Annotated in this window: 17 protein-coding genes, 5 tRNA genes and 1 pseudogene; 10 read left to right on the forward strand and 13 right to left on the reverse strand. The window is 39.0% G+C overall.

Annotation, left to right across the window (positions count from 1 at the left end; genetic code table 11):
* Both FCN25_RS02600 and rlmKL read right to left on the reverse strand, forming a co-directional pair.
* A complete protein-coding gene (locus FCN25_RS02600; protein WP_137221712.1) occupies positions 1-237 on the reverse strand; it encodes a glutaredoxin family protein in 237 nt (78 codons plus the stop codon).
* Positions 224-2362: a bifunctional 23S rRNA (guanine(2069)-N(7))-methyltransferase RlmK/23S rRNA (guanine(2445)-N(2))-methyltransferase RlmL gene (gene rlmKL, locus FCN25_RS02605; protein WP_137221714.1), complete on the reverse strand. Its 2139-nt coding sequence runs from the start codon at positions 2360-2362 to the stop codon at positions 224-226. Before rlmKL ends, FCN25_RS02600 begins: the two co-directional genes overlap by 14 nt.
* Positions 2363-2657: 295 nt before the next feature.
* Here rlmKL and FCN25_RS02610 point away from each other — a divergent pair.
* From FCN25_RS02610 to FCN25_RS02630, 5 genes are all read left to right on the forward strand, one after another.
* Positions 2658-2733: transfer RNA gene (locus tag FCN25_RS02610), tRNA-Met, on the forward strand.
* Between the two features lie 45 nt (positions 2734-2778).
* A tRNA-Met gene (locus FCN25_RS02615) sits at positions 2779-2854 on the forward strand.
* A gap of 181 nt (positions 2855-3035) precedes the next feature.
* Positions 3036-3111, forward strand: a tRNA-Met gene (locus tag FCN25_RS02620).
* 42 nt (positions 3112-3153) lie between these two features.
* Positions 3154-3229, forward strand: a tRNA-Met gene (locus FCN25_RS02625).
* A gap of 68 nt (positions 3230-3297) precedes the next feature.
* Positions 3298-3373, forward strand: a tRNA-Met gene (locus FCN25_RS02630).
* 179 nt (positions 3374-3552) lie between these two features.
* Here FCN25_RS02630 and FCN25_RS02635 read toward each other — a convergent pair.
* From FCN25_RS02635 to prmB, 8 genes are all read right to left on the reverse strand, one after another.
* Complete coding sequence (locus tag FCN25_RS02635; protein WP_137221716.1) at positions 3553-4239, reverse strand: alpha/beta fold hydrolase; 687 nt, start codon at positions 4237-4239, stop codon at positions 3553-3555.
* A 24-nt stretch (positions 4240-4263) separates the two neighbouring features.
* Positions 4264-4626, reverse strand: a complete 363-nt coding sequence (locus tag FCN25_RS02640) for a rhodanese-like domain-containing protein (RefSeq protein ID WP_137221718.1) — start codon at positions 4624-4626, stop codon at positions 4264-4266.
* A 449-nt stretch (positions 4627-5075) separates the two neighbouring features.
* Positions 5076-5618, reverse strand: coding sequence for an RNA methyltransferase (locus tag FCN25_RS02645; protein WP_137221720.1), 543 nt, complete (start codon positions 5616-5618; stop codon positions 5076-5078).
* Between the two features lie 23 nt (positions 5619-5641).
* Positions 5642-5920: a YfcL family protein gene (locus FCN25_RS02650; protein WP_137221722.1), complete on the reverse strand. Its 279-nt coding sequence runs from the start codon at positions 5918-5920 to the stop codon at positions 5642-5644.
* Positions 5921-5923: 3 nt separating this feature from the next.
* Complete coding sequence (locus FCN25_RS02655) at positions 5924-7078, reverse strand: ATP-NAD kinase family protein (protein ID WP_137221724.1); 1155 nt, start codon at positions 7076-7078, stop codon at positions 5924-5926.
* Between the two features lie 52 nt (positions 7079-7130).
* Complete coding sequence (locus tag FCN25_RS02660; RefSeq protein WP_137221726.1) at positions 7131-8312, reverse strand: MFS transporter; 1182 nt, start codon at positions 8310-8312, stop codon at positions 7131-7133.
* On the reverse strand, positions 8312-9406 hold the full coding sequence (gene aroC / locus FCN25_RS02665; protein WP_137221727.1) for a chorismate synthase: 1095 nt from the start codon (positions 9404-9406) through the stop codon (positions 8312-8314). The genes FCN25_RS02660 and aroC overlap by 1 nt, the downstream gene beginning before the upstream one ends.
* A 56-nt stretch (positions 9407-9462) precedes the next feature.
* Positions 9463-10407 carry a 50S ribosomal protein L3 N(5)-glutamine methyltransferase gene (gene prmB, locus FCN25_RS02670; RefSeq protein WP_137221729.1) on the reverse strand — a complete coding sequence of 315 codons (945 nt, stop codon included), beginning with the start codon at positions 10405-10407 and terminating at the stop codon, positions 9463-9465.
* 79 nt (positions 10408-10486) lie between these two features.
* Between prmB and smrB the strand changes: the two genes are divergently transcribed.
* Positions 10487-11014, forward strand: a complete 528-nt coding sequence (smrB, locus tag FCN25_RS02675; protein WP_137221731.1) for an endonuclease SmrB — start codon at positions 10487-10489, stop codon at positions 11012-11014.
* 94 nt (positions 11015-11108) lie between these two features.
* Here the strand turns inward: smrB and sixA are convergent, their stop codons facing one another.
* Complete coding sequence (gene sixA / locus FCN25_RS02680; protein ID WP_137221733.1) at positions 11109-11582, reverse strand: phosphohistidine phosphatase SixA; 474 nt, start codon at positions 11580-11582, stop codon at positions 11109-11111.
* 188 nt (positions 11583-11770) lie between these two features.
* On the opposite strand from sixA, the pseudogene FCN25_RS02685 reads away from it, so the two are divergent.
* The 3 genes and pseudogenes from FCN25_RS02685 to FCN25_RS02695 all read left to right on the forward strand — a co-directional run bounded on the left by FCN25_RS02685 (position 11771) and on the right by FCN25_RS02695 (position 19825).
* Positions 11771-14559, forward strand: a pseudogene (locus tag FCN25_RS02685) (insulinase family protein).
* A 291-nt stretch (positions 14560-14850) separates the two neighbouring features.
* A complete protein-coding gene (locus tag FCN25_RS02690; RefSeq protein WP_254693713.1) occupies positions 14851-19155 on the forward strand; it encodes an EAL domain-containing protein in 4305 nt (1434 codons plus the stop codon).
* Positions 19156-19264: 109 nt separating this feature from the next.
* Entirely contained in the window at positions 19265-19825 is a 561-nt protein-coding gene (locus tag FCN25_RS02695) for a hypothetical protein (RefSeq protein WP_137221738.1), read from the forward strand.
* A gap of 728 nt (positions 19826-20553) precedes the next feature.
* Here FCN25_RS02695 and fadJ read toward each other — a convergent pair.
* Entirely contained in the window at positions 20554-22680 is a 2127-nt protein-coding gene (gene fadJ, locus FCN25_RS02710; RefSeq protein WP_137221744.1) for a fatty acid oxidation complex subunit alpha FadJ, read from the reverse strand.
* 5 nt (positions 22681-22685) lie between these two features.
* The gene (gene fadI, locus FCN25_RS02715; protein ID WP_137221746.1) at positions 22686-23996 is read right to left on the reverse strand and encodes an acetyl-CoA C-acyltransferase FadI; all 1311 of its coding nucleotides are present in this window, start codon (positions 23994-23996) and stop codon (positions 22686-22688) included.
* A 248-nt stretch (positions 23997-24244) separates the two neighbouring features.
* Between fadI and FCN25_RS02720 the strand changes: the two genes are divergently transcribed.
* On the forward strand, positions 24245-25201 hold the full coding sequence (locus tag FCN25_RS02720; protein ID WP_137221748.1) for a MoxR family ATPase: 957 nt from the start codon (positions 24245-24247) through the stop codon (positions 25199-25201).
* Positions 25202-25220: the final 19 nt, after the last annotated feature.

Consider the following 25220-nt stretch of genomic DNA (forward strand, 5'->3'; position numbering starts at 1 on the left):
CTAATCTCCTAAAAATTCTTGTAATTGCTCGGCATCAAAAGGCCAAAATAGTTCACGTTTACCCTGTACAAATACCGGAATACTCATACCGTAACGTTCTGCAAGTGATTCGTTCTCGCAAATATCAATATGTTGATAATCGATAGCAGTTTGTTCAATCAAAGCTTGGGCTATGTCACACAGATGACAACCCTCTGTGTGATAGAGCACGTACGCTATTGAACTATTTTTTTGCATGGGTCAGTAACCACACATTATGAATATGCGGATTACGTTTATAATCCAGCGGTAAACATAAATGGTCGATATTAGTCACGTCGATACCAGCTTGATTTAACGCTTCAATATCCATTTTAAATTTACGTTTGTTATTTGAAAATATAAGCTCGCCATTTGGAGACAACAGCTTAATCAGTTCACCTAACATTTCAGCATGGTCACGTTGAACATCCCAACTGTCTTCCATACGTTTTGAATTTGAAAACGTAGGAGGATCAATAAAAATTAGATCAAACTTCTGTTGGCTGTTGTCTTTGATCCACTGTAAACAGTCTGCTTGAATAAAGTCGTATTGTTTACCCGACAATCCATTTAAGGCAAAATTTTCTTTAGCCCAAGTAATGTAGGTGTTGGACATATCGATGGTTGTGACCGATTTAGCCCCACCAATAGCCGCATGTACAGAGGCAGAACCAGTATATGCGAATAAGTTAAGGACATTCTTACCCTTAGATTTATCGCCAACCAACTTACGTGTAACACGGTGGTCAAGGAACAAACCAGTATCCAAATACCCCGTTAAGTTGAGTTTAAATTTAGCACCGTATTCTTGTGTGATAATTTCAACTTTACGTTCATCAATCTTTTGATACTGGCTAGCACCTTTTTGACGCTCACGGGTTTTTAACGTAATACGATCTGGATGGATACCTAAAGCACCAGGCAACGCTAATAACACATCACTAATACGGCGTTTAGTAACCGCTTCTGGGATCGTTGCTGGTGCTGAGTATTCTTGAATAACCACATAATCGACATATTTATCAATCGCGACATTATATTCTGGCAAATCGGCATCATATAATCGGTAGCTGTCGATGCGCTCTTTTTTAGCCCATTTAGTAAATTGTTTAACATTCTTTTTAATGCGATTAGCAAATGCTGGAGCGATGTCGGTAATATCAACGCCTTCTGGCAATACCGGTACATCTCGGCGAGTACTTTTAGCATGCAAAGTGTAAATATTGAACGCGCACTCTAATGCACCGTTAAACATTTTCATCTGCTTATCGGCTTTAAGTTTTAGAGAAGAAATTAGTTCAATATCGCTGCACAACATGGCAATTTTCCAGCCACCAAACTCTTTCTTAAACTTGTCACCTAATTGGTAGTAGAGTTGTAAAAGTTCAGTCACATTACCTAAACGCTCACCATAAGGAGGATTAGAAATCAAAAAGCCTTCACTCACTGGTGGAGTGACATCGAGTGCATCTGACACGCTAAATTCAATTAATTCAGCCACACCAGCATTTTCAGCATTGCGCTTAGCGATAGAAATCAGGTGAGGTTCTATGTCTGAACCGTAAAATTTGAGTTTACAACGAGTTTTGCCCAATGTTGCACGCGCTTGAGCTTCGTCAAAAATAACCTGCCACATTGCTTTATTGTGACTTTGCCAATTTTCGAAACCAAATTTCTCGCGTTTTAACCCTGGTGCAATATCCGCAGCCATTAATGCAGCTTCAATTAGTACGGTTCCACTACCACAAAATGGGTCAAGTACAGTAATAGGGTTAGCTTGCCAACCACTGCGTACCAACATATTAGCAGCGAGATTTTCTTTTAATGGTGCTTCACCCGTAGTTGAACGGTATCCACGCTGATGTAAAGAGGCGCCAGAGAAGTTCATTGAAATAGTCAGTTGACCGTTACGGTAATGAGCATCAATTTTAAAATCTGGATTAACACGTTCTACATCCGGACGAGGTGTACCATCATCACGAAAACGGTCAACTACAGCATCTTTAATTTTCAACGCACCAAATTGAGTGTTGTTAATAAATCCACCCGTGCCGTGAAAATCAATACTGAAGGTTTTTTTATAGGAAAAATGTGATGGCCAATCAATGCAGTATGCTGCGTTATAAAGTTGCTCAGCAGAATCACAAGCACCTTTATAGATCACTAATACGATACGGCTCGCTAAACGGGTCCATAATGTAATTCGATAAGCCAGCTCTAGAGATGCAGTAAAATACACTCCGGCAACACTTTCTTTGACGTCGGTGGCTCCAAACTCTTTAAGTTCAGAAGCAAGGCTATATTCGAAACCCTTTGGGGCAGCAGCAAAAAAATTAAACATGTATTAGTCAGTCATCGGTTACGCAAAATTCAGTGCAGCATTATACCTGCTCAAACACATAACCCCAACGACTTATCGAAATGGGCGGTTAAATTAGCTTATTTTAGGGCTAATTTGGTAATATCGTACGATAAAGCAGTGACTCGCTTATTTTACCAGCAAACAAATTACAAGCGCCTAGATTTTGCTTGCAAATATAAAGCGAGATCGCTATAGTTCGCCCCGCTTTGAAGCAGACTGTTAAACACGCTAACTAGCAAGTTTGATAGAATAAATTAAAGCAGCGTTTATCGGACGCGGGATGGAGCAGTTGGTAGCTCGTCGGGCTCATAACCCGAAGGTCGTAGGTTCAAGTCCTGCTCCCGCAACCATTTCTTTAGTCAATAGAATTAAAACAATTGATAGCGTTTATCGGACGCGGGATGGAGCAGTTGGTAGCTCGTCGGGCTCATAACCCGAAGGTCGTAGGTTCAAGTCCTGCTCCCGCAACCAATTCTTAGTAATAAGAATATTAAATGTCTAGTCTTATCGGACACGGTGTTAGAAATTGGTAATTCGTCGGACTTAGCTTTTTATCAATAAAGAGTCGAAGGTCGTAGTTTTTTATCAAGTCCTAATCCTGCAGCCAATTCTTTAGTCAATAGAATTAAAATAATTGATAGCGTTTATCGGACGCGGGATGGAGCAGTTGGTAGCTCGTCGGGCTCATAACCCGAAGGTCGTAGGTTCAAGTCCTGCTCCCGCAACCACTTTCTTATTGATAAGAATAATTAAACGCAGTCAAAATCAGTCGCGGGATGGAGCAGTTGGTAGCTCGTCGGGCTCATAACCCGAAGGTCGTAGGTTCAAGTCCTGCTCCCGCAACCAATTTTGAAAAGTAGAAGATAATGTATTCTTAATCAATAGAATTAAAATAATTGATAGCGTTTATCGGACGCGGGATGGAGCAGTTGGTAGCTCGTCGGGCTCATAACCCGAAGGTCGTAGGTTCAAGTCCTGCTCCCGCAACCATTTTCTACTAGTAAATATCTATTCTTACCTAAAATCACATCATAAAAAAAGCACTTAACCAGATTCGTATGGCTCAGATTTTATAAACAAAAAGTCGAAGGTCGTAGTCTTTTATCAAGTCCTGCTCCCGCAACCATTTTCTGAATAATAAAAAATCATATTTTTTACAGTTATACGCACTAGAGCTTAGCCAAAAAGCCTTTAATAATGCCATTAACTAAATCTGGCTGTTCAGCAAAGACCATATGAGTCCCACCTTCGATAATCTTTACCTCTGCTTTAGGTAAGTGATCTTGCAAAAAAACAGCATATTTCAAAGGGGTCATCTCATCCTTGTCGCCTACAATAATCTGAACCGGAACAGTAATCTCCGCTAAATGATCTATTACATCAAACTTATCACAAGCATAAAAATCATTTAGCATAACCCTAGGGCCATTTCCCTTAATGGATGTATTAATTTCGGTTCTTAAGGGCTCCAAGATAAGTTGGTTCGCTGAAAATAAATTATCAGGAACATCTCCGCCTTGATCAACTATCGCTGACAAAGAGTCTAGAAGTTGAGGTATGACTTTTAGACGAGCACCAGCACCAATGAGCACTAGCCCTTTAATATCGATCTTTTTTAATAACGCCGCTTGTATTGCTACTGCACTGCCTAATGAATGGCCTATTAATATTACATTTTGAAGATTCCTCTCTTCAATGTAACTCTCCAACCATTGTGCCATTTGACTCACACTCGTTAACTCATTACCTTCTGGGTGACCAGGTAAGTTAAGTGCTAAGCAGTTATCAAAACACAGCTGTTGATACTCCCACACCACACGGGTACATCCTGAACCATGCAAAAATATTAACGTCATCAGTTGCGTCTCTTTTCTGGAGTTTTATTTCAATGTTGGCAGCGATAATTTCCACCAGCTCAGCATTCCACCTTCAAGTTGGTATACATCAGTAAATCCAAACTGTTCGAGTTTTCTAACCCCAGGAATACTCCGATGAGCGGATAAACAAATAACGACAGTTGTTAAGTCTTGTGATAGACCAAGCTGTTTTATTGTGTCAATTGAAAACGACGTAATAGGCAGGTTTAACGAGCCTTCAATATGTGACTTGTCCCATTCCATTTTAGACCGAACATCAACAATCTGAATATCATTTTTCTGTAGCCGTTTATACAGCTCTGGGGCGCTCATTTCGGATACTTTTCCAAACGGTAACCACTGAAACAATTTCTTTAATATCGACATCTATGCATTCCTAATATGAGTCCTAAAATGAAGTCCTAAAATGAAGTCCTAAAAAACTTCATTCAGAATGTTCGAACCTGACTAAGTCATCAATCTAATGACGATTAGCACAAATCTCATTATTTTCACTTAAAGGTCTTTTATAATGGTCTTTCTGTTTATAACGTCTACCATTTGAGTCAATAATTCAAGCTTTCATCAACTTATGATCTGTATTTATCTCACAGGGTGCAAATCAAACATTCATTACTAACAAATCCCCATCGTCTCTCCGCTATTTGAATACAATTACGCTGCATGGCATGACAAGTGATTACCATGATTAAACATTACAAACATTTCCAGTGATACTTGTCAGACCTTTATGGCAAAGCATTTTATGTTTTAACACGCTCAAATAAAAATGCCGGATGATTTCTCATCCGGCATTTTTTGTATACTTAAAACAGTTACTTCAACCAGTGTTTCACTTTGGTGCGATTATTATTGTCTCGGCTTTGCTTAATCAATTCATCATCAGCTTTTAGTTGGCTCGTTTTAGCCAATCGGTCATAAAGCAAAACATTCACAGATGCTGCTAAATTCATACATCCTACAGTAGGCACATACACAACATCATCAGCAGCATCAATTAATTGCTGTGGAATAGTGCCATCTTCCGGACCGAAAATATAAAAGGCATTATCTGGATGAATAAATAAAGGCAACGGCGTCGCCCCAACAACAAGATCGACACATACTATGGTTGCACCATCAGGCACACTATCAAGTAGTGACTCTACGCCAACTAAAGGGATACGCTTGGCAGCATCTTTAGTGTCCACATCGTATTGGGCATCACCCGATTTAGCCGCTAATTCGTAGCGTTTGCCTGTATAGCAAACATTATCGACACTGTAACAACCTGCAGCTCGCATAATGCCGCCAACATTGACCGGCGTTTTTGGGTTAACTAAACCAATAGTAACTTGTTGAAAAGGAGAATTTACCATAAAAGCTGTTTATCTATTCCAAGTTATGCCGCTTGAGCGGCAATACGTTGACGTAACTGCTGCCATGCAGCTTCCACTAATGAAAAATCATGTTCATCTAATTCTTCATTTGCCAACGCAAGGCATTTAACCAACTTATGGTCAAGCGCGGCTAAATCTTGTTCAGGTTCGACTTCTAGCTCGGCTAATACAACGGCTACGTGGCCTTGTAAATAACCACAAGCAAACAATGCATCATCGTCGCTGTGAGTAACACTGTCTTCAATCCAAGACTCTAATGCAGCATCGTACTGTTCTAACATGTTCTACTTCTCCACTAAATCTGGGTTGGCTACTTGATACATCACGTAATCATGGTAACCCGTGACTATTTTATAATAGCCAGTGAGTACTTTATCTAATTCAGGGTCGCCACTATCCACAATTAATGGTCTACCTTCAAGTGCTTTTAGCTTAGTTTTTGTGGCTAGGATTAAAATATCGTCTTTTTCTAGTTGCCGGATGAGTTCCGGTGACAACTGCTGATTGCCACGGCCCAATATATGCCCTTGCCCGCCGATTAAGGTAATCACCAGTTTGGCCCTAGGATACATTTTTTTATCGGCGATTAACGCGAGTAATTGCTGTGCTGTAACATCCTTAGCAATGACGCTTTTATGATGAATAACATCGACACCAAGCAAAGTATTGTCTAAGCCAAGGTCTTCCATTACTGCCGCTACGGTGCTACCTGATCCCATGATATAAAGTTCATCGTCCATCGATTCGATCACATCAGCGGCAATATCGGCCAACACTAATTCATCAACTTCTTTACCGCCCATCTTCACGGCTTGTATATAACGTGGAGCAGCAGGAACCGTCATTTCACCAAACCGTTTCGCTTTTACAATTCCCTGCCTAAAGGCAATCTCATCAATGTCCATGATGTCAGCAGACATTAAGCTCACTAACTCACCTTTGAGTAACATACTGACAACAAGCCCAGAAGCATGTGGGGTTATACCATAAACACCCGAGTGAATTTTAACACCAGCGGGAACACCCAACACCGGAAATGAGTCATCAACCACGGCATAAATATCACGGGCAGTACCATCACCACCAGCAAACAGTAACAAATCTAATTGATGATCGAGTAAACATTTCACAGCATGTTGTGTGTCTATTGCTGTTGTTGTTTCAGTTGAAGTAGTTTCTACCGCGGAATATACCTCTTGAGTCGAAAAGCCCATTTGACGACATAAGCTCCCGCCCATATCACCAGATGCTGTAATAATATCGATTTGTTTCATGAAAGGTAAAATAACATTCAAAGCTTGTTGCATACGCATTTGTGCTTTGGGAATAGCGCCTTTTGCAATAGCTTCTACGGCTACACCATCAGAACCTTTTAAAGCAACACTGCCTCCAAGGCCAGCTAATGGATTAATGATTATCCCTAAGCGAAAACGTTTCACGTCAACTCCTTAATACTGTTATTACTACTGTATTGCGACAACACAATTAATATTAGCTTTTTAGTGTATTGGTGGGTGCTTCACCATTAATATTGGGAATAAGCAATACCGCTATCATAGATAAAAATGCACAAGCTGCAGCAAATACCCAAACCCACATAGTACTACTACCATCACCCCAAATAATGCCACTTATCCAGGTGCCTAAGGCACCGCCTACACCAAAGCTGACACTGGCATATAGTGCTTGGCCTGTGCTGCGATGACTGACATTAAAATGACGGTGAATAAAATGGATGGAAGCGGCATGGACTAAACCAAAAGTAAATGCATGCAATAATTGGCTAATGACCAATAATGAAACGTGTTCAACACCAAAAGCTAACAGTAACCAACGAACGGCTGTTAACAAAATACTCACAACAAGTAATACTCGAATACCGTATTGACGAATAAGCCGGGATGAATAAAAGAAGATAACAATTTCGGCTAGCACACCTAAGGCAACCAACACCCCAGCAATAGTCTCAGAATAGCCAACCTGTTTTAAATACAGTACAAAAAAGCCATAAAATGGTCCGACACTCATCTGTAGCAACATTGCAGACAACATGAACCATACCAATGACGCATCAAATGTTAGCTTAGGTCGTTCAGATTTATTGACTACAACACTGCGGTTAGCTGGTAACGGTAATGAGCAAACAAACAAACCTAAAAACAATATCATCCCCATATAAGGCAATACTTCTGGGCCCCAATGATCAATGGCTAGGCCACCACTAATGACCAGAACGATATACCCTACGCTACCCCAGCTACGAATAGCACCATAACGCTCAGCTTTATCGCCTAGCGTTTCTAACGTAATCACTTCTAACTGAGCAAGAATAGAATTCCAAAAGAAAGTGTATATAGCCAAACTAACCGCAAGATATATGAAGCTGCCGTCAAAGAAAAAACTGATGTAAGTAATCGCTGCAGCACAGGATCCAAGCTTTATCAATTCTGAACGCATACCAGTACGATCGGCCACGGCCGCCCACACATTAGGAGCGACAATTCGAGTGGCCATTAAAATGGCCAACAAAAAACCTATCTCTTGGGCATTGAAACCTCGGCTATCAAAGAATACTCCTAAATAGGGAACCATGATGCCAAGAATAGAGAAAAAGAAGAAATAACAAGCGCTGAGCCAGCGTAAATCTGGCTCAGCGCGTTTAACTGAAGGCATTATCGCATTCCGATTACAGGGGTTTGGCTAGTCACATCGTGGTTTTGCGCACGATGTCTTAATAAATGATCCATCAACACAATTGCGAGCATCGCTTCGGCAATAGGCACTGCACGAATACCGACACAAGGATCATGACGACCTTTCGTAATCATATCAATAGTCTCGCCCTGCACTGTCATGCTTTGACCTGGCACACTTATACTTGAAGTAGGCTTTAGCGCAATATGAGCCACAACAGGTTGGCCAGATGAAATGCCGCCCAATACACCACCAGCATGGTTCGACGCAAAACCTTGTGGTGACATTAAGTCACGACCTTCAGAGCCTTTCTGAGTAACAACGCCAAAACCATCACCAATTTCAACACCTTTAACGGCATTAATGCCCATTAACGCATGCGCGATATCAGCATCAAGGCGATCAAATACCGGTTCGCCTAATCCCACAGGAACACCAGTGGCGGCAACAGTAATTTTGGCGCCTATTGAATCACCAGATTTACGTAAGCCACGCATGTACTCATCTAACGCTTCTAATTTACTGGCATCAGGGAAGAAAAATGCATTTTGCTCAATTTGAGCTAAATCAATAGTGTCAGCACTTATAGGTCCTAATTGAGCTAGGTATCCATGAATTTCAATACCATGAACTTGCTTGAGGTATTTTTTAGCAACGGCTCCAGCGGCAACACGCATTGCTGTTTCACGTGCAGACGAACGGCCACCACCACGATAATCACGCATGCCATATTTTTGTTGATAGGTATAATCTGCATGACCAGGACGAAAAGTGTCTTTAATGTCTGAATAATCCTGGCTGCGTTGATCGGTGTTCTCAATCAACAGACCAATAGAAGTGCCAGTGGTTTTACCTTCAAACACTCCAGACAAAATTCTCACTTCATCAGCTTCTCGGCGTGACGTTGTGTAGCGTGACGTACCAGGACGACGACGGTCTAAATCATGTTGCATATCCTCAACAGTTAACTCCAGTCCTGGAGGACAACCATCAATGATACAACCTAGTGCAACACCATGGCTTTCACCAAATGTTGTAACAACAAAATTTTGACCAATACTATTTCCTGACATGCGCGTTAACTACCTCTGTTAATTATTCACTTCATTGAGTACGATTCTTACCGCTATTATTCACTATCTTTATAGATGGCGAAAAGTGATTCATTTTCAACTAGCTGATCACGGGTTAACACAAATACGCCATCACCACCAAATTCAAAATCAACCCAAGTAAACGGCATATCAGGATATTGCTCAATCAGATGTACCATTGAATTACCAACTTCAACGACCAGCAAACCACTTTCGGTAAGATAATCTGCTGCACTCGCTAAGATACGCTTGGTTAAATCTAAACCATCATTACCAGATGCTAACCCAATCTCGGGTTCATGATGATATTCTTCAGGCATATCGCCAATATCTTCAGCATCAACATAGGGAGGGTTAGATACAATTAAGTCGTAATGCTGACCTTTTGGGATTGCCGAGAACAAATCAGATTGCATCGGGAAAACACGATCCAATACACCCAAAGATTCAATATTAATTTGCGCGACTTCTAGTGCATCTTCGCTAATATCTAACGCGTCAACTTCAGCGTTTTCAAATGCATAGGCACAAGCAATGGCAATACAAGCACTACCGGTACATAAATCCAAAATGCGATTAACCGGTTTGTTGTATAACCAAGGGCTAAATTGATTATTAATCATTTCGGCAATGGGTGAACGCGGTACAAGTACCCGTTCATCGACGTAAAATTCAAGCCCTGCAAAATTAGCTTTATTGGTCAAATACGGTACCGGTAAACGTTCACGTACACGGCGAATAATCAACTCAACAATTTTGTGTTTTTCACTACTGGTTAAGTTACTTAAAATAACCTGCTGGCCAACTTCTTCGGGTAAATGTAATGCATCAAAAACCAATGCAACCGCTTCATCCCAAGCATTATCCGTTCCGTGACCATAATAAATACCGGCATCATTAAAACGGCTGACAGCCCAACGTAACATATCAGCGATGGTACGTAACTCAGTGACAGCTTCATCTACAAAGATCTTATCCAAAACACACTCCTCAAAAATTGTTCTGAGCTATTGTAACTGATGTCTATTAAGATGACCTAGAATTCAATACAATACCCTAATGAAAGACGATAATTATTCAGACTTATCGCTGTTTAGTGCATTAATAGAGGGAATCAAACCGCTAAGGCAAGATACTCACCACTTTAAACAGCCTGTCAAAGCCAAACAACAGTTCGAAGTAAAAGAACAGCAAATCCATGCTGATAGCTATTTTTCGGATACATATCAGCCGCTTCTGCCGGTCGATGGTCCTATGCGTTGGATTAATAACAACACAGATAAACATGAATTAAAACGCTTAAGACGAGGAGATTACTCACCCGATCTATTGCTTGATTTACACGGAATGCGTCAAGCAGAAGCTAAACTTGAATTAGCCGCACTTATCCAAGCATGTTTGAAGCAAAGCACAATATGTTGCTGTGTGATGCACGGTTATGGAATGGGGATTCTAAAGCAACAAACACCAATGTGGTTAGCGCAACACCCAAATGTTAAAGCGTTTCATCAGGCACCGAAGGAATGGGGTGGCGATGCGGCATTATTAGTATTAATTGATATAGGTGATCAACCCCACCGACGTTAATTAGGGGGAGTATGCGCAAACAAGGTAAGTGATGACTTACCTTTATGTATACCCACACAATATTACTTACAAACAATTGCAGATAAAATTGTTATTACATCACAACCTGATGGGGTACGGTCATTGCCACAAAGCGAGTTTGCTGGCCAAGCATGTCAATATGAGCCACTGCAGAAGTTGCAAATAAAGGTGGTTCCATACTCGGAACAAACTCACTCACCATAAAGCCTAATATTGGCATATGTGAAATGACCAACACATTATCTGCTTTATATTGTTCGGCATAAGCCAATATGATATCTACAGCTATTTTAGGATCACCAGACGGAACAACATCATCATCAACTACCCATTTTCGGGGTTCAGGTAAGTGGGTACTTACCTCTTGCCAAGATTGTTGAGCACGAAGGTACGGGCTAACAATGACCAAATCAAAATGACTAACCTGTTTAGCTAACCAATTTGCCATTAATTCAGTCTCAATACGGCCAGTTTCTGTTAATTTTCGCTCTTTATCTGACGGCGCGTCAAAACTCGCTTCGCCATGACGCATCAAAAATAGCTGCATACTTCTCTCATGATGTTTTTATTATTGTTCCTTGCCAATTGTAGCGCTAATCACTGCAACAACAAACCCAGTAGAAGGGTTATTTAGATAAACTTTAGTCGATAATTAAATAAAATAAGCCAAGGTAATTTGCTAAAAAGTAATAACAAGATCAATATATAACAAGTTATCTTTTCTGGAGCCTCCTCTTGCCTGAATTTCCAGCGGTTTATAAAAGCAAAAATGATCATCGTCAATATCAATATCGAGTATTAAACAATCAACTTCGAGTGTTGTTAGTTGAAGATATGCAATCAAATCAAGCAGCTGCATCTATGGCTGTCAACGTTGGTCATTTTGACGATCCCGCAACTCGACCTGGTATGGCGCATTTTCTTGAACACATGTTGTTTTTAGGTACCGAGAAATATCCAGACTCTGGCGAATACCATGCTTATATTAATCAACATGGTGGTAACAATAATGCGTGGACAGGCACAGAACAGACTAATTTTTTCTATAGTATCAACGCAGAAGCTTTAGAAGGTTCATTAGACCGATTTAGTCAATTTTTTATTGCCCCTAAGTTTGACTTAGAGTTAGTTGATCGAGAAAGGCAGGCAATCGAATCTGAATTTAGTTTAAAATTAAAAGATGATATTCGCCGAGTTTACCAAGTTCAAAAAGAAACCGTTAACCCCAAGCACCCTTTTTCGAAATTTTCCGTCGGTAATCAAACAACCTTAGCGGGTAAACAAGCAGACATTCGAGATGAGTTGCTGGCTTTTTATCAACAACATTACAGCGCCAATATCATGACATTATGCGTTGTCGCCCCCGTCCAATAGCAGAACTGGGCATTATCGTTGAGCAATACTTTTCAAAGATCCTCAATAGAAATGTAAGTAAACACTATCCAGCTGAAGCGTTGATAACAGAGGCTCAACAACAGAAATATATACAAATTGTACCGTTAAAAGATCAAAAGCGAGTCAGTATTAGCTTCGCACTGCCACAGATAGATCAATTTTATAAGCGAAAACCACTCACATTTATCAGCCATTTGCTTGGTAATGAAAGTCCGGGAAGTTTACTGTCCTATTTAAAAGTACAGGGATTAGCCAATAACTTATCTGCTGGCGGTGGGGTTAATGGTTACAATTTTAAAGACTATTCAATCAGCATACAATTAACCGACAAAGGATTTGCTGAGCTTGATGAAGTCGTATCCTGTGTATTTGAATACATAGAACTGATTAAGCAACAAGGTATTCAAACATGGCGCTACCAAGAACGAGCTAATTTACTTGATACAGCATTTCGTTTCCAAGAACAGATCAAAACCTTGGATTTAGCGAGTCATCTCAGCATCAACATGCACCATTACGATATAAAAGACATTATTTATGGCGACTATCGTATGGATGAGATGCTTGAGGATGAAACCAAGCAATTGCTGTGCATGATGTCGGTGAACAATATGCGCCTCATCACAGTAGCAAAAGACTCGCAGGTTGATAGTCAAGCAAAATGGTATGACACCCCTTACCAAGTCAGCTCATTAACGGCTCAACAAATAGCAAAATGGTCAGCAATTTCAATAAGAGAAACACTTAAACTTCCTGAAAAAAATCCGTTTATTGTCGCCAACCCACGAGCTCGGGCAGACAAAAGTAATACACCAATACCTACCATAGTAGCTGAAGGTGAAGGCTATCGTATTTGGCACAAAAAAGATGATGAATTCAAAGTTCCTAAAGGACATTTATACTTATCAATGGACTCAGATCAAGCCAGCTCTACGCCAAAAAAAGCAGCTTTAACTAGGCTGTATGTTGAAATGCTTATTGATTATCTAACAGAGCCGACTTACCAAGCAGAGGTTGCAGGACTTAATTACAATATCTACCCTCACCAAGGCGGTATTACGCTGCATTTAACAGGTTTTACCGGTAACCAAGAAAAGTTATTAACCTTGATTATCAACAAAGCACGAGAACGTAATTTTACTGAACAGCGCTTTAACATGATTAAAAAACAGATTTTACGTAGCTGGAATAATGTTGCTCAAGCCAAACCAATATCACAATTATTTACCAGTTTAACCGTCTCGCTGCAAAAAAGAAGTTTTGAACCCGCGAGAATGGCAGAGGAACTGGCATTACTCACCCTTGATGATTTACATAATCACGTAAGCGAATTTTATAAAAAAATATATCTTGAAGGATTAGTTTACGGAGATTGGCTAGTTGAAGAAGCTCAACAACTTGGCAAGCGATTACAACATCTATTGTCTTTAGTCACCAAACCCAGCGCCGAATCATCACGCGAACTTATCAACCTCGATAAAAGAGGCTCGTTACTTCTCGAAAAAGCTATTGATCATCAAGATAGCGCAATTATAGTCTACTACCAATCTCGAATGGCAACTCCGGAACGTATGGCGTTATTCAGTTTATTAAACCATACCATGTCATCTACTTTCTTTCATGAATTGCGCACTAAGCAGCAATTAGGTTACATGGTCGGTACTGGCTATTTACCACTAAACCGACACCCTGGGCTAATTTTTTATGTTCAGTCCCCCACAACAGGTCCAAGACAACTGCTCGAAGCAATTGACGAGTTCATAGCCGACTTTAATTATGCTGTTATGCAAATTACCAATGAACAATGGGAAAGCACTAAACAAGGCATGATAGCTCAAATAATGGAACACGATACTAATCTAAAAACACGCAGCCAACGTTATTGGGTGAGCTTGGGTAATCGTGATTATGCATTTAATCAACATGAAATGGTTGTTGCGGAAGTCGAAAAGCTCACCAGAGCTCACTTGATAAAGTTTATGGTGGCTCACATGCGCAGTAAGGATTGCGATCGATTAGTGCTGTTTAACAGTGGCGAACAGCATAATCAACAAACAAATTTGCGTTCAGATAATATGATCGTTGATTTAAAGGCGTTTAAACAGCAGGCCGATAAATTTCAGTTTTAGTGAATCTCTATCTCAGAAAAATGAAAAACATAAAATGAAAAATAAGTTGTTGTTAAGTTAACAAAGTTTGGCAAGCGAGGTTAACGGTACAAGGTACTAAATAAAACGTAAGTATTATTATAACTAATTGATTAAAAAATAACTTTATGCAATTTTTATTGTAATAATTGAGTAATATTCTATCAATCGCACTTTTTTTGTTAACATGCTTTTGACAAAGGGCCAGCTTTCTGAAAAAGTAGTCAATTCATCAACTTCTTTGCGGCATCAAAAGAGAATAAGTATAAATCTATGCCTAAAATATTACTATTAATCTGTGTTTATTTTATTTTTAGCTTCGGCGTAACAGCCATTGAAGCTGATAACACAGAATCAAATTTCGATATCCTGCTTAATCACACAAACTATGGAGTTGCAGATGGTTTATCCCAGGATTCTGTAACTTCAATAGTAGAAGATCTAGATGGCTACGTTTGGATAGGTACAATCAATGGATTAAACCGTTTTGACGGTAACGTATTTAAACCATTTTATGCTGAAGATATTGAAGGTGCTCTCCCAAGTTCGTTTATTCGTAATTTACTGATTGATGATAATGGAGTTCTTCTTGTTGGAACTGATAAAGGTCTAGTCACATACGATCAACATACAGAAAAATTCATTACAAATGAGATATCAGATTTAATCGGTGAACAAGCAATTTGGTCATTATCAACACAAAACAAAGAAGTTTTAATTGGTTTAAACAATCGAATAATCTCTTATGAAAGCAAAACTAAAAAGATACTAAAAGATGTTATAAAAAATGAATTTAAAGAAGTAAAAAAAATTATACAATTAGAAAGCTCCCTATTTATCAGGAATTATGAAGGAGATGTGTTCGAATTACGGGAGCAAAATGTCAAAAAATTAATAACAAATACAAATGATATAACGATCATGAACAACAATTTAATAGTCGCAGCAATCCATGGAATTTACCTTGTTAACCAAAATATTGAACTAATATCTAAGTTTGAAACAAAAACATTAATCACAACAGATAACTTCGACTCTCCTTATAGACTTGGAATGTCTAAAAATAGCCTTTATGAACTTAAATTAATAGGCCAAAAACTAGAAACAAAAAAAATAGGTACCCTAGATATAAAAAAAGAAAGATTACACAACGTTACAATCACACAAAATAAAAAACATATTTATATTTCAAATTATGTTGATGGTTATTTTGATATATCAAAAAGTGGTAATTACCTAAAAAGAATAAATATACCCGAAAAAGACATTTGGTCGATGACTCAGATTAATAATGAAATAATTATAGCTGATAATGAAAGTATTATACATAGGTATGATAAAAAATTAGAATCAAAAACCGTTGAGATTAAAAACCTCAATCATGGACCTAAATCGATAATCAGTATTAAAGATAACATATTTATAGGTTCATCCGACGGCTTAATATTTAAAAATAATCATACTAAAGTTGAAAGAAAGATACTTACAGATGTTATATTTAATATTAGAAAATATGGGGATATAGTTTTTGTATCTACCTTCGATGGCAAAATATATAAAGTCACTCTTGATGGGGAAATCATCACAACACTTGATACAAAGACGGGTTACCCTATATACGATACTTTACTCGACAATAATACTTTATGGATTGCTTCACAAAGTGGTTTGATAAAATACGAGAATGGCACCTTTGTAAATATATTTAACCGCGACTTCGTTTTCAATTTAACCAAGAGTGATAACAAAATATTTTTTGGAACTCGAAACTCAGTTTATTTATTAGAAAATGAAAAAGCAACTAAAGTAATTGATAGAAAAAAAATAATTTACTCTATAACAAGTGTAAAAAACACTCTTACTATTGCATCAAATAGAGAAATCATAATCCTTGATCTTATTAAAAATAAAAAATATATTTTAAACACTAAAAATGGTTCATTTAACGATTATAATACTCAATCGACACTAATAATAAATGATAATATTATTCTTGGAAGTTCAGATGGTTTACTTGTAGTGAATCCACTTGAGATCATCTCGGCGTTAGAAAAAAAACCAAATTATACAATTAATTTCGAAGAACTTTTATTATTTAACTCTCCAGTCGAAATTGGAACAGGGCAGTTAGAAAAACCAATAAACTTTCTAGAAAAAATAACTTTAAAATACTCAGAATATCCTTTTACACTAAAATTCAATATTCTGGGAGAGAACAATAGTGACTTTGAGTTTTTTTATTATCTAGAAGATCTTGAAAAAACATGGTTATCTACAGAAGGTAATAATACTGTAACTTATACAAACCTATCATCTGGTGAATATACTTTTAGAATTTATGCAGAACATCGTCTATCTGGACAGAAAACAAATGAACGATTTATAAAAATATTAATAACACCGCCTTGGTGGTTATCAAGTATTGCTATAGCGATTTACACTACAATAGTACTTATTATAGTTTCTTTAATTTTCAGGTCTGTTATTCGACGTAGACAAACCCAAAAACAAATAGCCCAAAGTGAAGAACGCTTAAAGTTATCCTTATGGGGTAGCGGCGATGAAATGTGGGACTGGGATATTGAAAGTGGTAAAATCTATCGCTCTAATATTTGGGGCTCTTTAGACTTTCCTCAAGACGGTCGTCGCTCGGGTAACCCTGATGAAGAAAGTAATATCCATCCATTAGATAGAGAACGGGTAACAAAAGCATTAAATGATCACTTTAATGCCTTAACTGATCACTTTGAAATTGCTTATCGCGTTAAAGCACGTAACCAACAGTGGATCTGGATTTTAGACAGAGCCAAAATAGTTGAGCGCGACCAAAAAGACCAGCCTCTGCGAATGACTGGCACCATTAAAGACATTAATAATATCAAACAAGCCGAAGAGCAATTACGTTTGTTTGCGCGAGCAATTGAAAACATCTCAGAAGGGATGTTTATCCTTAATGAGAAGTATCAATTTGTTGAAGTTAATAATGCTTGTTGTGAGCTGACCGCATCAACAAAAGAAAAGTTTGTCTCTGAAACGCTTAATTTTACTCGCTATCCAGCAAGTTATTCCGAACAAATACGAAGCTTGCTAAAACAACAGGGGCGTTGGAGCTGTGAACTTGAAGCAAGTAGAGGTAAAGACAATTTTTTCTTAATGGAAATAACAATTGACGCAATATACAATGAACAAGGTGAAACAAGTCATTATGTCGGCGTATTTTCCGATATAACTCGCCGTAAGCAACAAGAAGAGGAACTCAGAAAATTAACCAATAATGATTTACTTACTGGTCTTCCTAATCGCTCTAGCTTGCAAGTGACACTCAGTAACTTAGTTAAAAAAGATGTTCATCACACTCTGATGGTGCTTGATTTAGATAATTTCAAACGAATTAATGACTCATTAGGTCATCAAATTGGTGATGATTTATTAATTGGTGTTGCTGAACGAATTCAGTTGGCCATTCCAAAACATGCCAGCTTATACCGTTTAGGAGGCGATGAATTTGCCTTACTTGTCGACCAACATCCTGATATCGGATCATGTGCAGCAATTGCAACACAAGTGATAAATTGTCTAAAGCCAGCTTTCACTCTTAATAATGACTCACTGGTGTTAGGTATTAGTATCGGCATTGTGCTTTATCCTGAAGACGAGCAAAACGAGCAGGCATTACTACGTAAAGCCGATATTGCCATGTATCACGCAAAATCAGGTGGTGGTAATCGCTATCAATTTTATTCTGAATCATTAAACCAAAATGCACTACGTCAACTAGAAATAGAAAGTTTGATCCGAGAAGCACTAAAGGATGACCTATTCGAAGTGTATTACCAACCTAAAATCGATGTAAAAATGGATCGACTCAATGGTATGGAAGCATTAGTTAGACTCAACCACCCGAAACTAGGCCTGATTGGACCAAATGAATTTATCCCCCTAGCAGAAGAAAACGGTTTGATAGTAGAAATTGGTGATGTTGTACTAAGAAAAGCCTGTTTTGCCGCGCAAAAATGGCTCGAATTAGGTCTATTTAGCGGCAGAGTCGCTGTCAATTTATCGTCGAGGCAGTTTGCACTCCCTGATTTACAGCAACGAATAGAGTCAACTTTACGACTCACAAAACTACCGGCCAAACACTTAGAACTAGAGATTACTGAAGGCACTGTCATCAAAAATCCAGAACAGGCCATTAAAGTAATGCAACAATTAGCGAAAATGGGCGTCAGTCTGGCGCTTGACGATTTTGGTACAGGCTATTCTTCTTTATCATATCTAAAAAGATTCCCTATTCACTGTTTAAAAATCGATAAAACCTTTGTTGATGATATTGATAAATCAGACAGAGACCTCAAGATGGTCGATTCTATTATTACGATAGCTCACAATATGGGACTGACAGTGGTTGGTGAGGGTGTAGAACAAACTGCACAATTAAATATTCTAAAAGCGCTTAACTGTGAAGAAATTCAAGGCTATATCTATAGCAAACCTATTAGAGAAGCTGACTTTGAACTAATGCTGACAGCAGATAAACTCAAATTTGACACGATCAACGGCACTATAATGAAAAAATAAATATTTATTTCTTATATTTGGCATGACAAATGCTAATTAATACTCAGTTGTCAAAATAATATTGTTATTTAACCCTGAGCTTGAATTACTAAATATAAGAGAGATTAAAATGATTAAAGGAATAATTACAGTAGCTGTTATATCTGCTTTATCTATCAGTAATGTTACTATTGTAAATGAACTTGACACCCAAACAGCTAAAGTTCCTGGCATTAAAGTGCTAGATACCCAAACAGCTAAAGTTCCTGGTATCAAAGTGCTAGATACCCAAACAGCTAAAGTTCCTGGTATCAAAGTGCTAAACACTCAAACAGCTAAAGTTCCTGGCATTAAAGTGCTAGACACTCAAACAGCTAAAGTTCCTGGTATCAAAGTGCTAGACACTCAAACAGCTAAAGTTCCTGGTATCAAAGTGCTAGGCACTCAAACAGCTAAAGTTCCTGGTATCAAAGTGCTAGACACTCAAACAGCTAAAGTTCCTGGTATCAAAGTGCTAGACACTCAAACAGCTAAAGTTCCTGGTATCAAAGTGCTAGACACTCAAACAGCTAAAGTTCCTGGTATCAAAGTGCTAGACACTCAAACAGCTAAAGTTCCTGGTATCAAAGTGCTAGACACTCAAACAGCTAAAGTTCCTGGTATCAAAGTTTTAGACACCCAAACAGCTTAAGGAGAACCCTATGTTTACTTCTCTAAAAATAGCACTTGGTTTAGCAAAACCAGCTCGCAAAAAAGTAACATTACCTGAAGGTTTAAACCACCTTGAAGTTATCCAAGCAAGAGCTTGGTGGAAGTAATTCGTAAGATACTGATGATTAACCATCAGCCATAGAAAAGGAGCTTAAGCTCCTTTTTTGTTTTTATTTGAATGTTGATACAGCAAACCAAAATGAGTTTAGCAATCTATTCTATATCGCCCATGTCGCCAAATTTTCATATCAGCTAAGCGTTTATGTGTACTAAATAAAGGGTAAGTAAGTGGCCCTAGAATACAGCCAACGCATCCCCAGCGCTTTACAGCTAGTCCATGTTTATAAGCAGCAAATCCAAATAAAAATCTACTGCTTACATTTGATACTAAAAGCAAAAATAACCCACTGAACAACATTCTCACAGAACCTCAAACAACTCAGTTAATCTAATCCCTACGACTTTTCTTAGACTCGTAAAGAATAACCTTAATATTAGATGATTTAGCTATTACGGCTTAATTCAGAAGTTAAATCCATATGATGGAATAACATTATAATACTTTAAAATAGGTATTATACCGAAAAGAAGTATCGCATTGATTAAAAATCAGGCAAAAGAATGCCTTTATACAATAAAAAAGCGGCAATAACTTGCCGCTTTTTTACAAACCGATAACTAAAAAGCTATCAGATAGAAGCATTTACTTTATTTTTTATAAAATAAACTTCCATCATTAGCCATGTTTACTAACGTATCACATGGTGCAAAACGATCACCGTAGAGTGATTGGTAACGATGTAACGTTGTCACTAAATTGGCGGCACCTAAAGTATCAATATAACGGAATGGCCCACCAAGAAATGGCGGGAAACCGATGCCAAATATGGCGCCAATATCACCATCTCTAGCTGAAGCGATAATCCCCTCTTCAAGACAACGAATAGCTTCATTTAACATTTGGATGGTACAACGCTCAGCCACTTCTTTCGCTTCTTTATCTGAAGCGATTGCAATATCCAACACCTTATAAACAGACTCATCAACCAACTTGGCTTTTTTCGCTTTAGGGCCATATTGATAGAAACCTTTACCATTCTTGCGGCCTTTACGTTCATCAGCTAATAATTTGTCAAAAGCCGCAGGTGCTTTGAATCTATCGCCTAACTCTTTTTCTAAAATAGGCGAAATCTTAGCGCCAACGTCAATACCCACTTCATCGAGCAATGTCATTGGGCCGACAGGGAAACCAAATTTAACTAAGGCACTGTCAATATGTTCTATTCGCTGGCCTTCTAGTAATAGCTGTGCCGCTTCATTCATATAAAGTGCAAGAATACGGTTAACATAGAAACCTGCACCGTCTTGTACAACAATTGGCGTTTTACCTTGCTTACGAGCAAAGGCCACCGTTGTGGCAATGGTTTCAGGTGATGTTGTTTTATGAGCAATCACTTCAACTAATGGCATTTTTTCTACTGGAGAGAAGTAATGTAAACCAATCACATTTTCAGGACGGCTTGCTGCTTCGGCAATTTGTCCAATGGGTAACGATGAGGTATTAGATGCGAAAATGGTGTTTTCACCACACTCACGCTCAACATCTTTCACCATTTGATGTTTCAATGCTAAATCTTCAAATACTGCCTCAACAACAATATCAGCATCTTTAACCCCATTATACTCGGTGGTTGTTGTCATTAACGACATGATATTATCGCGAACGGCAGGCGTCATATGACGACGCTTAACCCCTTTATCTAATAGCTTATAAGCATAGGCTAAGGCATTACTCAAACCTTGCTCAGAAATATCTTTAACACGAACAGGTATCTTAGCCTTAGTGGTTGTCACAGACGCAATACCGCCGCCCATTAAGCCACCACCAATCACCATCACTTTTTTGACTTCACGAGGTTCAGCACCTTCAGCACCGGTCTCTTTTTTCATTTCTGTCGTAGCAAAGAACAAACTTCTTAATGCGGCAGATTCCTTAGACATCACCAAATTAGCAAAATGTGTGGCTTCAACTTCTAAGCCTTTCACCACACCTTTACTCATACCTTGACGAACGCAGTCAATAATCTTGGCTGGTGCAGGATAATTACCTTGAGTTTTCTTGAGTACTTGCTTGCGTGCTTGATCAAAAATAATGTCTCGGGTAAATGATGTTGATTCTAAAAACTGATTAATTTTAGATTGAACAACAGGTTTAGCCGCTTTCTTGCCTTTCTTCGCCAACTCAATCGCGGTTTCAAGCAAAATAGAATTGGGAACTACATCATTCACTAAACCCATTTTCAGTGCTTGTTTAGGACGAATTTGTTTACCGGTTAGCATCATATCAAGTGCTGTAGTAATACCAACTAAACGTGGTAATCGCTGAGTACCGCCCGTACCAGGCAGCAGACCCAGTTGTACTTCTGGCAAACCTAACATGGTTTTTTTATCATCACTGCATATACGTAAATGACATGCTAGCGCTAATTCTAAACCTCCACCTAAACAAGCACCATTTATAGCAGCAACAACAGGAATCGATAATCCTTCAAGTTCAGAAAATAATACATGACCTTGTTGTGACAATGCCTTAGCATCCGCCTCACTCTTACACGCCGCAAGCATGCTAATGTCGGCACCCGCAACAAAGGAATCAGCCTTACCAGAAATAACCACCAAACCGGTAATACTTGGATCAGCTTTTACTTCAGCTAAAATTTCTGTAATTTCAGGACCAAACTCTGCTCTTAACGTGTTCATGGTTTCACCAGGAACATCCATGGTTAAAATCGCAATACCATCGTCACGACGAGCTAAATTAAATGTTTTTTCCATGCTCATTACTCCACCTCTAAAATCATTGCTACGCCTAAACCACCTGCAGCACAAGCAGTTGCTAAACCAGTACCACCACCGCGGCGTTTAAGCTCACGACATACTTGAGTGATCAAACGAGTACCCGTTGCCGCAAAAGGATGGCCATAAGCCAGTGAACCGCCTAATACATTAAACTTACTCATGTCGATTTCGCCAATAGCACGATTTCGACCTAGTTTTTCTTGGGCAAACTTTTTAGAACCGAACATTTGCATGTTTGCTAAAGTTTGTGCAGCAAATGCTTCGTGCATCTCAATCAGCGTTAAATCTTCTAATTCCATACCAGCACGTTTTAATGCTAATGGTGTGGCATATGAAGGCCCCATCAACATATCTTGCCAAACATCAATAGCAGTAAACGCATAACTCTTAATGAAACCTATTGGCTGATAACCTAAGGCCTTAGCACGACCTTCACTCATTAGAATAATCGCAGATGCACCATCGGTTAACGGTGTGCTGTTGGCCGCTGTTACTGTGCCGTGTTTACGGTCAAAGGCTGGACGTAATTTAGCATAAGATTCTAAAACTGAATTTTCACGAATATTATTATCGCGATCAATAAAATGCTTGTATGGAGCAATGTGGGCTGTCATCACTTCATCACGAAGAACACCTGCATTCCAAGCTTCTGTCGCCAAAGTATGCGACCTGTGGGCTAATGCATCTTGATCTGCACGACTAATATGATAAGTCTTTGCCATCTGTTCTGCTGTTTGTCCCATAGACAAGCCTGTTGAATACTCAGCAACGGCTGGCGGTACAGGTAAAAGATCTTTCAAACCCAAACGACGTGCAATCGCAAATTTCTCTTTAAACGAACGCGCTTTATTTAGATCGACTAAAGCATGAGCCAGTTTTCTTGATACTCCAATAGGTAATACAGAAGACGAATCAGAACCACCCGCTAAACCAATTTCAATATTACCGGTCATGATTGACTCTGCCACATTAACAGTAGACTGAAAACTAGTCGCACAAGCGCGAGTAACAGAATAAGCATCTGTATTGACATTCATCCCAGTTCCTAACACAATTTCACGAGCAATATTTGGCGCGGCGGTCATCTGTACCACTTTTCCAAATACAAGTTGTTCTATTAATTTAGGGTCAATTTCAGAGCGAGACAGCAACTCATTTACCACCATTTTGCCCATATCCAACGCATTCACGCCATGAAAAGCAGTTGCTTGTTTCGCAAATGGTGTTCGTAAACCAGCAACAATCGCAATGCGTTCGCCCCGGGAATTTGTTACTTGTTGTCTATCACTCATATGCCACCCTCTATTATTGTTAGCTCAACTCGGCTCCGCCGGTAAGTTTCTATTTTGTTAGATAATCTGGTCAGACCATCAAAGTGTGATCTGATTCTAACTTTTTATTGAATAGTTTTAAACAGGCGTTTACAACTATCTGTCTAGTAAAAAGTTAAATAGTGTTAATCCTACTAGCCAAAAACCAATAGAATTCATAACATAGGTTCTAATAACCCCAATACCAACTAAATAAATTGAGTACTGCTATGCCGTTAAGTCGTTTCCACTCACTTCGCACCTATTTAGATACAGTAGTGTTAGGTCAGCCCGTATTAACAGAAAACTTGCTGATAGCACTTATCGCCAACGGACATTTATTAGTTGAAGGCCCACCAGGTTTAGCCAAAACCCGCGCAGTAAAAGCATTATGTGACGGTGTCGAAGGCGAGTTTCACCGTATCCAGTTTACGCCTGATTTACTGCCAGCCGATTTAACGGGTACTGATATTTACCGTCAACAAACGGGCACATTTGAATTTGAAGCCGGACCTATTTTCCATAATTTAATTCTTGCAGATGAAATTAACCGTGCCCCAGCCAAAGTACAATCGGCTTTATTAGAGGCAATGGCTGAAGGCCAAGTTACCGTGGGTAAACACAGTTATCCTTTACCTGAACTGTTTTTAGTAATGGCAACACAAAACCCGCTAGAAAATGAAGGGACTTATCCGCTACCAGAAGCGCAATTAGATCGTTTCTTAATGCATTTAAACCTTGATTACCCCAGCGCTGAAACTGAAGTTGAAATCTTACGCCAGTCCCGTAATGAGGCCAAAACTCATCAATTGCCAACGATAGATCCCGTCGCCCAAGCCGATGTGTTTGCTGCTCGGGACCAAGCTTTAGAGATTTATTTAGCTGACCCCTTAGAAAAATATATTGTTGAAATTGTGATGGCAACGCGCCAACCGGCCCGTTACAGTGCTGATTTGGCGAAATGGCTTGAATATGGTGTAAGCCCGCGCGCGACGATCTCATTAGAACGTTGTGCAAGAGCACGAGCTTGGTTATATGAGCGTGATTTTGTATCACCAGAAGATATTCAAGCTGTAGCGCCCAATGTATTACGACATCGTTTGTTACTCAGTTACCAAGCTCAAGCTGAAGGCGTTACGGCCGATCAGGTAATTGATCACATACTAAGCCAAGTTGCTGTACCGTAAATGTTCCCATTCGAACACC

This window comes from Shewanella sp. MEBiC00475, from assembly GCF_005234075.1.
GTDB classification, from domain to species: Bacteria; Pseudomonadota; Gammaproteobacteria; order Enterobacterales; family Shewanellaceae; genus Shewanella; species Shewanella polaris.